This window comes from Acrocarpospora macrocephala, assembly GCF_009687865.1.
In the GTDB taxonomy this organism is placed as follows: domain Bacteria; phylum Actinomycetota; class Actinomycetes; order Streptosporangiales; family Streptosporangiaceae; genus Acrocarpospora; species Acrocarpospora macrocephala.
Genome location: NZ_BLAE01000005.1, coordinates 78,299 through 91,939 on the forward strand (window position 1 = coordinate 78,299; position 13,641 = coordinate 91,939).

Genomic DNA, 13,641 nt, shown 5'->3' on the forward strand with positions numbered 1-13,641 from the left:
CGTACCCGCCGGTCACGTAGTCGTTGTGCAGGTGGGTTTCGAAGACGTGGGTGATCTCGACCTTCGCCTGGTCCGCCACGGCGAGCATCCGGTCGATGTCACGCTGCGGGTCGACCACGAATCCGGTCCGCCCGTCGTGCACCAGGTAGCTCCGATCGCCCAGGGAAGGCGTGTCGAGGACGGCGACCGCGGGCCGGGTCACGCGCACTCCCCATCGGCGCGCTCGATCTGCGCGTAGGAGCCTCGGTAGTACAGCAGCGGGCACTTGTCGGGCTGTCCGGCCAGCGCCACCACCCGTCCGAGGGTGAGGTAGTGGTCGCCCGCCTCGTACTCCGCCTGGGTCCGGCACTCGATCCAGGCCAGCACGCCGTCGATCACCGGGGTGCCCGCGGGGCCGGGCCGCCAGCTCACCTGGGCCCACTTGTCGGTCCCGCTGCGCGCGAACGTCTGGCACAGCGCCTCCTGGCCGTCGCGCAGGATGTTGATGCAGAAGCTGTCGGCGTGCCTGATCCGCGCGTAGCTGGTGGACGTCTTCGCGGCGGAGAACGCCACCAGGGGCGGGTCGAGGGAGACGCTGAAGAACGACTGGCAGGTGAAGCCCACCGGGCCGTCCGCGGTTTCGGCCGTCACTATCGTGAGTCCGGAGCAGAAGAGCCCTAGCACGTTGCGGAACGTGTGGGTGGTCACCTCGATGTGGGGTACCGCTGTCACGATTTCACCTCCGTGTCTGTTGGCAGCGCGGTGCCAGGAGCTGGGCCGCGCCCGGGTTCGAGCAGGCGGAGCAGTTGGTCCCGGGCCGGCCCGAGCCAGGGCTCGATGGCGAGGGGGTCGTCGTACCGGTGGTCGAGCACGTACAGCCCGCGCGTGGGGCAGGTCGCGCCGAGTTCCACCAGAACGGGCTTGAGCAGGAGTTCCGGCGCGAGCGCGTGGTCCGGCCCGGCGCCGAGCATCATCGGCACCGCGGCCACCCCGCGCAGTCCGTCCGGCGGCAGCTGGTCCAGGAAGAGCTTCAGCAGGCCGGTGTAGCTCGCCTTGTAGGTGGGGCTGGCCACCACGGCGAGGGTGGCCGCCCGTACCGTCCGGATCGCCGCCGCCACCGCGGGGCCGCCGGGGCGCAGCAGCTCGGCTCCCAGGCCGACCACGTCCACCACCGCGTCGGGCGGCGAGCCGGTCAGCAGCTGGGCCACCAGGCGGGCGGCGGCGAGGGTACGGGAGGCGGGCTTCGGGTTCCCGACCAGGACGACGGTGTTCACGGCGCCCCCTCGGGCCACTCGTCGAAGGCACGGACCGGCGGGAGCGGGCCGTCGAAGCGGGCCACGTCGACCAGCGTGAGCTGGCCCGCGCAGCCCTGGGTGAGCCGGGACGTGCCGATGTCCCTGGTCAGGACGTTCGGGTTGCCGTGGACGCACATCAGCGTGCCGTCCGCGGTGGGCACGGGGTCGAACCAGGCGCCGGTGGAGAGCTGCACCACCCCCGGCATCACCCGGTCGGTGACCACCAGCCCGGCCAGGCAGCTCCCCCGGTCGTTGAAGATCCGGATCACGTCGCCGTCGCGGAGCCCCCGGCCGGCGGCGTCGTCCGGGTGCATTCGCGCCGGCTCCCGGCCCCGCACCTTCGTGGACCGGCTGTACTCGCCGTGATCGAGCTGGCTGTGCAGCCGGCTCGCCGGGTTGTTCGCCACCAGCACCAGCGGCAGCCGGGCCGCCTTGGCGGACCCGTGCCACTCCTCCGGCTCCAGCCAGCTCGGGTGGCCCGGGCAGTCGTCGTAGCCGTACCCGGCGATCGTCGCCGAGTACAGCTCGATCCGTCCGCTCGGCGTGCGCAACGGCGCGCGATCCGGGTCGGCCCGATAGCCGGCGAGGAACGTGCGCCGCGGCGTGTCCGCGCGCAGCGGCAGCTCGCCCGCCGCCCAGAAGTCCTCGAACGCCGGCGCCCAGCCGGCATGGCGGCCGCGCCACTGCTCGTACAGCGCGCGTAACCAGCCGGTCTCATCGCGTCCCTGGCTGAATTCCGGGCCGAAGCCGAGCCGCTCGGCCAGGTCGGTGAAGATGTCATAGTCGTTGCGGGACTGCCCGAACGGGGCGAGCACCTGTCGCATGGCGATGAGCAGGTCGTCGTTGCCGGCGGCGCCGAGGTCGTTGCGTTCGAGCGTGGTGGTGGACGGCAGCACGATGTCGGCGTGCCGTGCGGTCGCGGTGCGGAACGGCTCGTGCACGATCACGGTGTCCGGCCGGGCGAACGCGCGGCGCAACCGGGTCAGGTCCTGGTGGTGGTGGAACGGGTTGCCGCCGCACCAGTACACCAGGCGGATGTCCGGGTAGGTCAGCCGGTGCCCGTCGAAGTCGTACGACGTGCCGGGGTGCAGCAGCATGTCGGCGATCCTGGCCACCGGGATGAACTCCGGCACCGGGTTGCTCCCCTGCGGCAGCGTGGGCAGCGGGAATTCGAGCCGGCCCGCGCCGGCCCCCGCCACCGCGCCGTATCCGTGGCCGAACCCGCCGCCGGGCAGCCCGATCTGGCCGAGCAGCGCGGCCAGCGCCACGCCCGCCCACACCGGCTGTTCGCCGTGCCGGGCGCGTTGCAGGGACCAGCTCACCGATACGAGCGTGCGGTGGCTCGCCATCTCGTGGGCGAGGCCGGTCAGGAACGAGGCGGGAACCCCGGATATCTCTTCCGCCCAGGACGGGGTTTTGGGCTGCCCGTCGGTGCGGCCGGTGAGGTAGCGGTGGAACTCGTCGAAGCCGGCGCAGTATCGGGCCACGAAGTCCCGGTCGTAGCTGCCGTCGCGGACCAGCACGTACGCCAGGGCGAGCAGGACCGCGGTGTCGGTGCCGGGCCGGACCGGCTGCCAGACCGGATCGAGATCGTCGGCGAGGTCATCGCTGATCGGGCTGAACAGGATGAAGCGGGCCCCGCGCCGGTGGGCCGCGCGCAGCCGGTCCGGCACCTGATGCCGGCTGGCGCCGCCGGCGTTGACCGACGTGTTCTTCGCCGGCATGCCGCCGAAGCACACGAACAGTTCGGTGTGCTCGGCCAGCACCGGCCAGGTGGTGGGCTGCTCCAGCAGTTCGTCCGAGCCGAGCACGTGCCGCAGCAGGATGCGGGACGCGCCCAGGCTGTAGGTCTCCACCGAGCGGACGTAGCCGCCCAGCCCGTTCAGGAACCGGTGCACCTGGCTCTGCGCGTGGTGGAACCGGCCCGCGCTGCCCCAGCCGTACGATCCGCCGAAGATCGCCCCAGGGCCGTGCGCGGCCCGTACCCGCGACAGTTCGCCGGCGACCAGGTCCAGCGCCTCGGCCCAGCTCACCGCGACGAACTCGGCGCCGCCCCGGGCCGGGTCCGGTCCCGGGCCGCGCTCCAGCCAGCCCCGGCGGACCAGCGGACGCCCTACCCGGGCGGTGCGCTGGCTCGCCCCGGCGACGTTGCCGAGCAGTGGCGAGGGCTGCGGGTCGCCGGGGTGCGGCCGCACCCGGACCAGCGAGCCGTCCCGCGCGGCCGCGAACGCGCCCCAGTGCGAGCTGTGCGGCCGCCAGCTCAATTCATCCGGCATCGCCGGCCTCCCGTCGCAGGCGTTCCTCGGGCGGGTGGATGTGCCGGAAGGCGCGGTAGATCAGCACGTTGTAGACGACCTTGAGCGCGCCGGCGAAGAAGAACGGGGCGCCCAGCGCGGCGATGCTGTAGGCGTATCCGGAGAGCAGCGGGGCGGCGGCCCCGGCGGCGGTCCGCGCGACATTGGTGATCCCCGCGGTGGCGGTGCGCTCGTCCGGCTCGACGATCGCCATGTTGTACGACTGCCGGGTCGGGATGTCCATCTGGGAGATCGAGGAGCGGGCCAGGAAGACCGCCATGGCCAGGCCGGTGGAGGGCGCCAGGGGCAGCAGGATGAGCAGCAGGTTGGACGGCAACTGGGTGAAGACCATGGTGCGCAGGAGACCGAAGCGTTCGGCCAGCCGCCCGGCGACCAGCAGGGACGCCCCGGAGAGCAGCCCGTCGGCGAAGAACAGCGCGCCCAGCGCCTCCGGCGACAGGTGCCAGCGCAGGGTGAACCAGTAGGCGACCAGCGACTGCACCGTGAACCCTCCGGCGAAGGAGTCCAGCCCGTACAGCAGGGAGAGCCGGACCACGATGGAGCGGGAGCGGTGCACGCCGAGGAACCCGGGCGGCCGGGCGGGTTCCTCGGCGTCCGCCGCCGGCACCTCCACCGCGGCCGTGAGCCGGCCGAGCAGCAGGGCGTTGCCGACCCCGATCAGCGCGTACACGACGAACAGCGGCCGGTAGGCGTCCGCGCCGTCCAGGCCGAGCCGGGCGAAGAACGCGACCGTGCCGGCGAAGAGCGCGCCGACCGCGGCGGCCAGGTTCCCGGCCATGGTGTAGTAGGAGAACAGCCGGGTGCGCCGCGCGTCGGTCGTCGTCTGCGGCAGTATCGCCTGATCGATCGTGTTCGCCGGGCCGATGTCGGAGCCGCTGACGCTCATCGCCCCGGTGAAGGCCCCGAGCAGCAGCAGCCACAGCGCGTCGCCGGCGGCGAAGATCAGGCCGCCGGCGGTCATCAGCACCGACAGGGCCACCAGGGTGCGCCGCCGCCCCAGCCGGTCGGCCCACAGCGAGGAGAGCACCGTCGCCGTCGCGGTGCCCGCGATCGTCGTGGTCAGCACCGCCCCGACCTCGATCGGGCTCTTGCCCAGGGCGGCGAGATAGGCGGCCAGCACCACCGCCAGGTAGCCGAAGCCGAACGTGCGCAGCAGCCGGGCGGCCAGGATTCGGCGGCCGTCCGGGGAGAACCATTCCCCGCGCCTCGCGTGTTCGGCGGTCCGGGTCATCGCGCCCGCTCCAATTCCCCGGCGCTCACGCTCGGCGCAGCGGCCCGAGGTTGAGCACGTCACGTAGCGTGCTGCCCTCGTACTCGGTGCGGAACAGCGATCGGCGCTGCAGTTCGGGGATCACGCCGCGGACGAACTCCTCGAAACTGCCGGGCAGGTGGATCGGGGTGATGACGAACCCGTCGCAGGCCTCGGACTCGAACATCTCCTGCAACCGGTCGGCGACGTCGACCGGCGAGCCGACGAGTTGCGGGGAGAAATGGCTGGTCGAGTACAGCGTCGCCGCCTCGGCCAGGGACAGGTCGTCGCGGTCGATCGCCTTGAGCACCATCTGGGCGCTGCCCCGCGCCGCCGTGCCCTGGTACGCGGTCTCCTGGAGCGCGTCCCGGTAGTTCATCTCCGGCGGCAGGCTCGACAGGTCGGCCTTGACCAGTTCGGAGAAGAGCCCGATGGCGAGCGCCGGGTCGACCATGGCCTCCATCGCCCGCTGCCGCTCCCGGGCGACCCCGGCCGTCTCGCCGAGGATGACCTGCACGGCCGGCAGGAACTTCAGGCCGTCGGGGTCGCGGCCCAGCTTCTCGGCGCGGGCGCGGATGTCGGCCCGGACGGCGCGCATGTCGTCGGGGTTGTTCTGGATCAGGAACACCACCTCGGCCCAGCGGGCCGCGAAGTCCCGCCCCCGGTCGGAGGCGCCGGCCTGCATGAACACCGGGCGGCCCTGCGGGCTGGGCGGAAGGGTCAGCGGCCCGCGCACCTGGACGTACTGCCCTTGGTAGTCGACCCGGTGCACCTTGTCCGGCTCGATGAACACCCCGCGCTCCCGGTCCATGACCATGGCGTCCGGGTCCCAGGACGACCAGAGCGCGGAGGTGGCCTCCAGCACCTCGTCGGCGATCTCGTACCGTTCGTCGTGGCCGGGCATCTCGGTGTGCCCGAAGTTGGCCGCCGCGGCGGGGTCGGCCGTGGTGACGATGTTCCACGCCGCCCGCCCGCCGCTGAGCAGGTCCAGGCTGCCCAGCAGCCGGGCCAGGTGGTACGGCGGGTAGAACGTCGTCGAGAGCGTGCCGGCCAGGCCGAGCCGGTTGGTGACCCCGGCCATGGCCTGCAGGACCAGGGTGGGGTCGAAATGAATCACCCCGCGGGCGCCCCGGGTGAGCACCGAGCGGAAGGAGTCCTCGTAGGTGCCGGGGATGCCGAGCTGGTCGGGCATGAACGCCAGGTCGAAGCGTCCCTGTTCCAGGGTGCGGGCCAGGTTCTCGTACAGTGCCCGGTCGGTGAAGTTGGTCTGGGTGAAGGGGTGCTGCCACATTCCGACGAAGTGGCTGGAGGGGACGAAAACATAGGCGGCGAGGTGCATTTTCCGGGCGCTCATCGCTCGGCCTTCCTTTCAGGGGGAAACGTGCTGCTCAACGCATCCACTGCTCGCTGCGGCGGAAGGAGCGGACGTAGGGAACCGCCGCGGCGACCAGCAGGATCGCGAAGCAGACCGACAGTGCCGACGCCAGCCCGATGTCCTGCTGGTCGAAGGCCACCTTGCGGATCTGGATCGCCAGCGTGGTGGAGGCGTCCACCGGGCCGCCGTAGGCGAGCAGGTAGGGCAGGTCGAAGTCGTAGGCCGTCCAGATGGTGCGCAGGAGCGCGGCGGCCAGCAGGGAGGGGGCGATCCAGGGCAGGGTGATCGACCGGAACAGGGCGAGGCGGCCGGCGCCGTCGAGCCGGGCGGCGTCGTACAGGCTGCGCGGTACGGTCTGCAGCCGGGCCAGCACGATCAGGGTGATGAACGGGGTGTACTTCCAGCAGTTGACGAGGATCAGCGTGGGCAGGACGGTGTCCGGGTCGCCGAGGAAGTTGACCGGCTGGTCGATCAGGCCCACCTGTTGCGACAGGTAGTTCACCAGGCCGGTGACATCGTTGAAGAGGTAACGGAAGATCAGCGTGGCGACCACGGCCGGCACCATGTACGGGAAGAGCACCAGCCCGCGGGCCAGCGTCTGGCCGCGCAGTCCCGCGTTGAGCACCAAGGCGCAGGCCACCCCGGCGACCACCTGGATGGCCAGGTTTCCCACGCTCCACGCGATGGTGCGCCAGGTGGCCGCCCGGATCGCCGGATCGGTGAACACGGTCAGGTAGTTGGCGCCACCCGGCGAGCGCCGGGCGCCGGTCACGAAGTCCACGTGGAACAGGCTGCTGAGCACGGCCAGCGCGCTCGGGTACGCCACCAGGACCAGCAGGACGAGGGCGGGCGCGAGCAGCAGCAGCCCGGCCAGCGCGCGGTCGGACAGCCCGGCGGCCGATCGCGGTGCCCGCTTCGACGCGACCGTCATCAGCGCACCGCCCCCTCGCCCAAGCCCTCCACCAGCCGGCGCTGGGCCAGCACGTACAGGATCAGCGGCGGCAGCACGGTGACCACGCCGGCCGCCATGATCAGACCCCAGGAGTTGACCCCGGTCTCGTCGAGCAGGTTGCTCACCCCGACGCTGAGGGTCAGCTTCGACTGCTCGGTCAGGAAGGTGGCCGCGAACATGTACTCGCTCCAGGCCATGTTGAAGACGAACACCCCGGTGGAGACGAGTCCGGGCAGCGCCTGCGGGAGCACCACCCGGCGCAGCGCGCCGAACCTGGAGCAGCCGTCCACCATGGCCGCCTCCTCCAGGTCGACCGTCTCGCCCCGGAAGTACGACCGCAGCACCCAGATCGCGAACGGCAGCATGTGCGCCGCGTACAGCACGATCAGGACCGGAGGCTGGTTGGCCAGGCCGGCGCCGTTGACGAGCTGGGCGATCGGCACCAGCAGCAGGATGCCGGGGATCAGGTACGCCAGCAGGGACAGTTCCCCGAACCAGCGGGCGATGCGGAACCGCCGCCCGAACCGGGCCACCGCGTACGCGGCGAACACCCCGAGGACGAGCGTCACCACGGTCGAGCCGACGGCCAGCAGGCCGCTGTTGACCAGGTAGCGGGTGAACGCGCCGTCGGCGAACAGGGTGCGGAAGTTGTCCAGGGTCAGGGACCGCGGCACGAGCTGCGGCGGGTACTGGACGATGTCCTGGTCCGGCCGGACGGACGTCAGCACCATCCAGAGCAGCGGGAGGTCGACCATGGCCAGGATGACCGCCAGGGCGGCGTACTGGCCGAGCCGGAACGCTCCACGTGGGCGGCGCCGCTTAGGGCCCGGCCCGCCGCTCGCGGCGGGTGCTCCGGGCCGGTCATTCCAGCCGGCGACCGTGACCAGCCGCCGGACCAGGGTGGCGGGCGCGGCGGTCATCCCCCCGGCTCCCAGGTCGGATTGTCCTTGCGCCAAGCCGCCACGATCGTGGTCATGGCCTCGGTCGCGGCGCGCCACTCCTGGGTGACGTCGTTGCCCTTGATGAGCACGTTCTGCACGAGCGTCCGGTCGATGGTGGAGCCCGACCAGATCTGGCCAGCCCATGGCGCCACGTTCGCGATCCGGCCCTTGAACGTGTGGTCGTGCACCGCGCCCATGCTCAGCGCCGGGTCCATGGCGGTGTCCACTCGCTCCAGAAAGACGCGCACCAGATCCCGATGCTGGGCCAGGTACCCGTCCGTCGCCGACTCCGCCGCCTTGGTCACCTCGGCCGCGACCGATTTCAGCGCCGGCAGCGTGTGGCCGGGCACGGTCAGCGCCATGGTCAGCGCGTTCTTCCCGGTGGTCAGGGCCTTCAGGAAGGCCTTCGCCTCGGCGGGCGCGGCGGTGCCGGCGTAGATCCCGTAGACGGTGATCGTGCCGTGGTGCAGCTTGCCGGTCTCGAACGGCCCGGCCGGCACGCCGATCACCCCGGTGCCCGCGGCGACCGCGGGCGCCTGGGCGGCCGCGTTCACGCCGAGCCGGCCAGGGAAGGTGGCGAAGACGGCGCGGCCCGAGACGTACGCCGAGGTGAGGTCGGCGTAACCGCCGTTGTAGAGACTGGCCTGGGTGTGCCGCAGCAGCTCGATGTAGCGCTTGACGCCGTCGAGCACCTCGGGTTCGCCGAAGGTGACCGAGCCGTCCGGCCCGAACCAGTCCCACCCGGACTGGTAGACGTACGGGGTGAGGAACTGCTTCGGGATCAGGTTGCCCTCGCCGGCGACCGTGGCGAGGCCGATCAGGCCGTCCTTCCCGTTGAGCTCCGAGACGATGTGCAGCAGTTCGTCGTACGACTTCGGCGCCGTGAAGCCGTACTTGTCCAGCAGGTCCTTGCGGTAGTAGAGCAGCGAGGAGTTGGCCTGGTACGGCACCGCGTAGTCATCGCCCTTCCAGCCGATCCTGGTGCCGGGCATGAAGTCGTCCTGACCTATCTGCTGGACCAGGTCGGTCAGCGGCAGCAGATAGCCCGCCTTGGCCCATTCCGGGATCGCGGACACCGTGGCGATGTTGAACACGCCGAGGTCGGTCTTGGAGCGCAGGCTGGTCAGCGTGGTCGGCACGGTGCCGTCCCAGGAGTTCAGCGTGACGGTCACGCCGGGGTGCGCCGCGGTGAACTCGGTGATGACGGCCTTGTAGAACGCCAGCGTCTTCGGGTCGTTCTCGTTGGTGTAGAACGGGATCACTTTCGTGCCGCGCGTGGCGGGGGTGGCGGCCCCGCCGGCGCAGGAGGCGAGCAACGCGGTGGTGGAGGTGCTGGCGGCGAGGGTGAGGAAGGTCCGGCGGCTCATCGAGCCGGAGCGGAGCTGCCGCTCCCATAGGTTGATCTTGCGTATCTCATCGCCGATTGCTGACATGGGCGTCTCCTACATTGCAAGCAGACCTCGGGTGAGGGAGGGGGGTGTACGAGGGAGGAGAAGGAGCACGGCTGACAGGTCAGCCCGGATCAGGTCCGGTGATCACTGGCCGGTGTGGGTCGGTCACCCACTCCGACCAGGAGCCCGGGTAGAGGGCGGCGTCGATCCCGGCGACGACCAGGGCAAGCACCTGGTGCGCCGCGGTGACCCCGCTGCCGCAGTAGACGCCGACCGGGCGGGATCGATCGACGCCGAGGGCGGCGAACCGGTCCGACAGCTGCCGGGCCGGCAGCATCCGCCCGTCCGGTGCGAGGTTGGCGGTGGTCGGGGCGCTGATCGCGCCGGGGATGTGCCCGGCCACCGGGTCGACCGGTTCCACTTCCCCGCGATACCGTTCCGCGGCCCGCGCGTCGAGCAGGATGCCCGTTCTGGCCAGTGCGGCGGCCTGGCCCGCGGTGAGGGTCGGCAGCGCCCCGGGGGTGAGTGTCACACTCCCGGCGGGGGGATCGGGTGTGCGCGCGGTCAGCTCGCCACCGGCCGCGGTCCAGGCCGCCAGCCCGCCGTCGAGCAGGCGCACGTCGGGCAGCCCCGACCAGCGCAGCAGCCACCACGCACGAGCGGCGCTGAGCCCTGCGGCGTCGTCGTAGACGACCAGGGGGGTGCCGTTGTGCACACCGGCCCGGCGTAGCGTCTGTTCCAGCGTGGCAAGGTCGGGCAGCGGGTGCCGGCCCGTGCCCGGGAGCACCGGCCCGGCCAGTTCCCGGTCCAGGTCGAGGTAGACCGCGCCGGGGATGTGCCCGGCGGCGTACTCCTCGGCCCCGCTCGGTCCGCCGAGCCGCCACCGGATGTCGAGCACCACCGGCGCAGCCGGCCCGCCCAGCGCCTGCCTCAGCTCGGCCGCCGAGATCAACGGCGCTTCGGTCATCTTCACGGTCCCGCCTTTCGTTACCGGCCGCGCGTTCAATACACCGGCCGGGCCGTCTCCGTCCCGGTCACCGCCCGGTGCCAGGAGGAGACGGGCGGCAGGCAGTCGTGCTCGTCGGGCACGGGCACGTCGATGAAGCACGGCCCGCCGGACGCCATCGCCTCGGCGAACAGTTCGGCGAACTCGTCGAGATCGCGCGCCCGCCGGGCCGGCACGCCGAACCCGCCCGCCACCGCCACCGCGTCGTACGCGGAGAGCTGGGTCTGGAAGAACCGCTCTTCGTGGTAAAACGCCTGGAGCGCCTTGATCCAGCCGAGCGATCCGTTGGAGAACTGCACGTAGATGATGGGTAATCCGCTGCGCGCGGCCGACTCCAGCGCCCCGGCGGCCATCAGCATGCTGCCGTCGGTCGTGAAGACGATCACCGGCACGGCGGTGTTTCCGGCCTCCGGCCGCTCCGCCTCGGCGTACGCCGCGCCCACCCCGCCGGGATGCGCGTATCCCATCGGACCGTGGCCCCGCGGCAGCAGCAGCCGCCGCCCGGCGCTCGACTGGGTCCACGCCGCGGCCAGATACGGTGTCGGCGTGCCGCAATCCGCCACCACCGTGGCGCCGTCCGGGACCATCGCGTGCACCCGCTGGATGACTCGCAGCGGGTCCAGCGCGGGCGACGGATCGGGGCGCTTGTCGGCCGCCCGGTCCCACTCCGCCCGCTCCTGGGCCACCCAGCCGGCGATCCGCGCGTGCCGGGCCGGGTTGGCCTGGACCAGCCGGTCGAGTGCGGTGAGAACCTCCCGGGCGTCGCCGGTCAACCCGGTGGCGCCGGGATAGTTGCGGCCCGCCCGGCCCGGCGACTCCACGTCGACGTAGATCACCACGGCGCCGGTCCTGGGCGGCGCTCGGAAGCTGTCGGTGTTCGTGGCGTTGGCCCGGGTGCCGACCAGCAGCACCACGTCGGCGTCGGCCACGAAGCCGGTGGCGTAGTCCCGGCCGCCGTTGGCGCCGACCACGCCGAGGCTCATCGGGTCGGTCTCGTCGATCGCGCCCTTGCCGTGGATGCTGGTCGCCACCGCGATGCCGGCCCGCCCGGCCAGCGCGCTCAGCGCGGCATGGGCCGCGGCCAGGTGCACCCCGCCGCCCGCGACGATCACCGGTCGCTCGGCTCCGTCGATGACCCTCGCGATGGGTACGAGTGTCGCCGCGTCCGGTCCGGGGTGCGGCGCCGTGACGGCGCGCTCCGGCACGGCGACCCGCGCGGTCTCGTCCAGCACATCCTCCGGGACGATGACCGCGACCGGGCCCGGCCGGCCGCGCACCGCCTCCTCGAACGCGTCGGTGAGCGCGGCCGGGATGTCCGCCGCCCGCTCCACCAGGCGCTGGGCCTTGGTCACGCCGGAGAAGAGCGCGACCTGATCGGTCTCGGTCAGTGCCCCGGTGCCCCGGCTTCCCCGGTGGATGTCCGAGCTGATCACGACCAACGGCACCGAGGCGGCGTACGACTCGCCAAGTCCGCCGACGGCGAACGTGGCCCCGCCGCCGCTGGACACCTCCACCACGCCCGGACGGTTGAGCCGCCGGGCGTAGGCGTCGGCGGCGAACACCGCGCCCCGCTCGTCGTTCATCAGCACATGGGTCAGATCCGCCCGGCGGGCCAGGGCGTCATAGAAGGTCACGCCGGTGTCGCCGGGTACGCCGAAGAGCGTGCTGGCTCCGCATCGATGCAGCGCCTCGCACAGGATCTCGGCACCGCTGCCTGCAAACAGGGTCATACCGTCATCTCCAACTCGCGCCCGGTTCGCGGGCAGCGTCGACCGGACCGTGGACCCCAGCGGGGTCACGGTGGCCGGTGGAACTTTGGTTCAGTAGTGATTCAGTGGTTCAGGGGCTCGGGAGCCGCCTCGGCAAGGAACTTCGCGGACTGCCGGACGTCGTCGAGCACGTTGAGCAGGTGGTTGCGCATCAACTGCTCCGCCAGGACGGCGTCCCGGTCACGCACCGCGGCGACGATGGCCGCGTGCTCGTCGATGGAGTGAGGGAGCCGGCCCGGCACCTGAGCCGAGAGCAGACGTACCCGGTCGAACTGGTCGTTGAGCACCTGGATCATGTTCTCCAGCCGCTCGTCGCCGCTGAGCCGGTGGATGGCGGTGTGGATCGCGTGCCCGGCCTCGGCCACGTGCGCCCAGTCGCCGTCCCGCGCGCGATCCCGCGCCTGGACGAGGAGTTCCTCGATGCTCGCGAGGTCCTCGGACGACGCCCGCTCGCATGCCTGCCGGGCCGCCAGACCCTCAAGCACGGCTCGGATGTTCATGATGGACTCCGTGTCGGCCAGGGTCAGCGAGGCGACGAAGTAGCCCTTGTAGGGCGTGCTGACCACCAGGCCGGTCTGGGCCAGCCGGACCAGGGCCTCCCGGATCGGCGTCTTGCTGATCTGCAGGTCCGCGGCGAGACGGCTCTCCACCAGTGCCTCGCCTGGGGCGAGTGCCATGGTCTGGATGGCGTGCTTGATGGCCTCATAGGCCCGCTCGATGATCCGCTTCTGGGTGCTGCCGAGAGGTTGCAGTGCGCTCACGAAGTCCCATCCTCACTCTGATCCGGCCGGACGGCGGGCAGAAACTCCACACCGTCATGAACCTGAAAGCCGGCGGCCACGCCGGTGCGGGGCCGTTCGCTGTAGAGCACCACGTTGTAGTGGTTCGGCAGGTGGGTTCCGTCGAAGCCGATCAGGGTGGCGACTGGCGCGCCCCGGACCAGCACCCGATCACCCACCACGAGCAGACCCGCGGTGTCGATGCGCACGAACCCGAGGTAGGTGGCATCGGGAACCCGGTCGCCTGGCCCCCGGTCCGAATCGTTGCTGAGGATCAGCTCGCAGACGTCACCGGCCCGGAAAACGCGGGTCAGATAGCTCTCCAGCACCAGCTCACGCCCCTCAAGGGCCAGGTCCATCACCGCCACGAGGGCCCCAAGAACGGGCGCCTTCCGGGCGAACGCGTCCGGCGTCACTCGCCCCTGGGTGTATGGATCCTGAGATCTCATATCTCGGATCTGATCTCTCATGTTGCAAGACGCTAAGTCGCGCATCAGCCCCTGTCAAGGCCCAAACCACAGCCGAAACAAGCCGAAACATGTTCATACTTGGACCGAAAGCAATCGGCAGGCGGCCGGGGCGGGGCGGGT

The 13,641-nt window shown here is 71.6% G+C and carries 12 protein-coding genes and 1 pseudogene; all 13 read right to left on the bottom strand.

Annotation, left to right across the window (positions count from 1 at the left end; all coding sequences use genetic code 11):
• Positions 1 to 202: pseudogene (locus tag Amac_RS53485) on the bottom strand (MBL fold metallo-hydrolase); the annotation flags it as partial.
• The gene (locus Amac_RS03335) at positions 199 to 711 is read right to left on the bottom strand and encodes a flavin reductase family protein (RefSeq protein WP_155352802.1); all 513 of its coding nucleotides are present in this window, start codon (positions 709 to 711) and stop codon (positions 199 to 201) included. The pseudogene Amac_RS53485 and the gene Amac_RS03335, both read right to left, overlap by 4 nt.
• Positions 708 to 1,253 (bottom strand): NADPH-dependent FMN reductase, encoded by a 546-nt coding sequence (locus Amac_RS03340; RefSeq protein ID WP_155352803.1) that lies wholly within the window; start codon positions 1,251 to 1,253, stop codon positions 708 to 710. Before Amac_RS03340 ends, Amac_RS03335 begins: the two co-directional genes overlap by 4 nt.
• Positions 1,250 to 3,550: a molybdopterin-dependent oxidoreductase gene (locus tag Amac_RS03345; RefSeq protein ID WP_155352804.1), complete on the bottom strand. Its 2,301-nt coding sequence runs from the start codon at positions 3,548 to 3,550 to the stop codon at positions 1,250 to 1,252. The genes Amac_RS03340 and Amac_RS03345 overlap by 4 nt, the downstream gene beginning before the upstream one ends.
• Positions 3,540 to 4,820 carry an MFS transporter gene (locus tag Amac_RS03350; protein WP_155352805.1) on the bottom strand — a complete coding sequence of 427 codons (1,281 nt, stop codon included), beginning with the start codon at positions 4,818 to 4,820 and terminating at the stop codon, positions 3,540 to 3,542. Before Amac_RS03350 ends, Amac_RS03345 begins: the two co-directional genes overlap by 11 nt.
• A 25-nt stretch (positions 4,821 to 4,845) precedes the next feature.
• Complete coding sequence (locus Amac_RS03355; RefSeq protein ID WP_155352806.1) at positions 4,846 to 6,192, bottom strand: NtaA/DmoA family FMN-dependent monooxygenase; 1,347 nt, start codon at positions 6,190 to 6,192, stop codon at positions 4,846 to 4,848.
• Between the two features lie 34 nt (positions 6,193 to 6,226).
• Positions 6,227 to 7,144, bottom strand: a complete 918-nt coding sequence (locus tag Amac_RS03360; RefSeq protein WP_155352807.1) for a carbohydrate ABC transporter permease — start codon at positions 7,142 to 7,144, stop codon at positions 6,227 to 6,229.
• Complete coding sequence (locus Amac_RS03365) at positions 7,144 to 8,085, bottom strand: carbohydrate ABC transporter permease (RefSeq protein ID WP_155352808.1); 942 nt, start codon at positions 8,083 to 8,085, stop codon at positions 7,144 to 7,146. Before Amac_RS03365 ends, Amac_RS03360 begins: the two co-directional genes overlap by 1 nt.
• A complete protein-coding gene (locus Amac_RS03370; RefSeq protein ID WP_155352809.1) occupies positions 8,082 to 9,539 on the bottom strand; it encodes an ABC transporter substrate-binding protein in 1,458 nt (485 codons plus the stop codon). Before Amac_RS03370 ends, Amac_RS03365 begins: the two co-directional genes overlap by 4 nt.
• Positions 9,540 to 9,618: 79 nt before the next feature.
• Positions 9,619 to 10,464: a sulfurtransferase gene (locus Amac_RS03375; protein ID WP_155352991.1), complete on the bottom strand. Its 846-nt coding sequence runs from the start codon at positions 10,462 to 10,464 to the stop codon at positions 9,619 to 9,621.
• 35 nt (positions 10,465 to 10,499) lie between these two features.
• The gene (locus Amac_RS03380; RefSeq protein WP_155352810.1) at positions 10,500 to 12,233 is read right to left on the bottom strand and encodes a thiamine pyrophosphate-binding protein; all 1,734 of its coding nucleotides are present in this window, start codon (positions 12,231 to 12,233) and stop codon (positions 10,500 to 10,502) included.
• A gap of 101 nt (positions 12,234 to 12,334) precedes the next feature.
• A complete protein-coding gene (locus Amac_RS03385; RefSeq protein WP_155352811.1) occupies positions 12,335 to 13,033 on the bottom strand; it encodes a GntR family transcriptional regulator in 699 nt (232 codons plus the stop codon).
• Positions 13,030 to 13,500, bottom strand: coding sequence for a DUF6917 domain-containing protein (locus tag Amac_RS03390; protein WP_155352812.1), 471 nt, complete (start codon positions 13,498 to 13,500; stop codon positions 13,030 to 13,032). Before Amac_RS03390 ends, Amac_RS03385 begins: the two co-directional genes overlap by 4 nt.
• Positions 13,501 to 13,641 lie beyond the last annotated feature (141 nt).

Bases quoted from the DNA above. Each gene is read 5' to 3' on its own strand.
- Amac_RS03345 (WP_155352804.1), bottom strand. From the start codon at position 3,550: ATGCCGGATGAATTGAGCTGGCGGCCGCACAGCTCGCACTGGGGCGCG.
- Amac_RS03350 (WP_155352805.1), bottom strand. From the start codon at position 4,820: ATGACCCGGACCGCCGAACACGCGAGGCGCGGGGAATGGTTCTCCCCG.
- Amac_RS03355 (WP_155352806.1), bottom strand. From the start codon at position 6,192: ATGAGCGCCCGGAAAATGCACCTCGCCGCCTATGTTTTCGTCCCCTCC.
- Amac_RS03360 (WP_155352807.1), bottom strand. From the start codon at position 7,144: ATGACGGTCGCGTCGAAGCGGGCACCGCGATCGGCCGCCGGGCTGTCC.
- Amac_RS03365 (WP_155352808.1), bottom strand. From the start codon at position 8,085: ATGACCGCCGCGCCCGCCACCCTGGTCCGGCGGCTGGTCACGGTCGCC.
- Amac_RS03370 (WP_155352809.1), bottom strand. From the start codon at position 9,539: ATGTCAGCAATCGGCGATGAGATACGCAAGATCAACCTATGGGAGCGG.
- Amac_RS03375 (WP_155352991.1), bottom strand. From the start codon at position 10,464: ATGACCGAAGCGCCGTTGATCTCGGCGGCCGAGCTGAGGCAGGCGCTG.
- Amac_RS03380 (WP_155352810.1), bottom strand. From the start codon at position 12,233: ATGACCCTGTTTGCAGGCAGCGGTGCCGAGATCCTGTGCGAGGCGCTG.
- Amac_RS03390 (WP_155352812.1), bottom strand. From the start codon at position 13,500: ATGAGATCTCAGGATCCATACACCCAGGGGCGAGTGACGCCGGACGCG.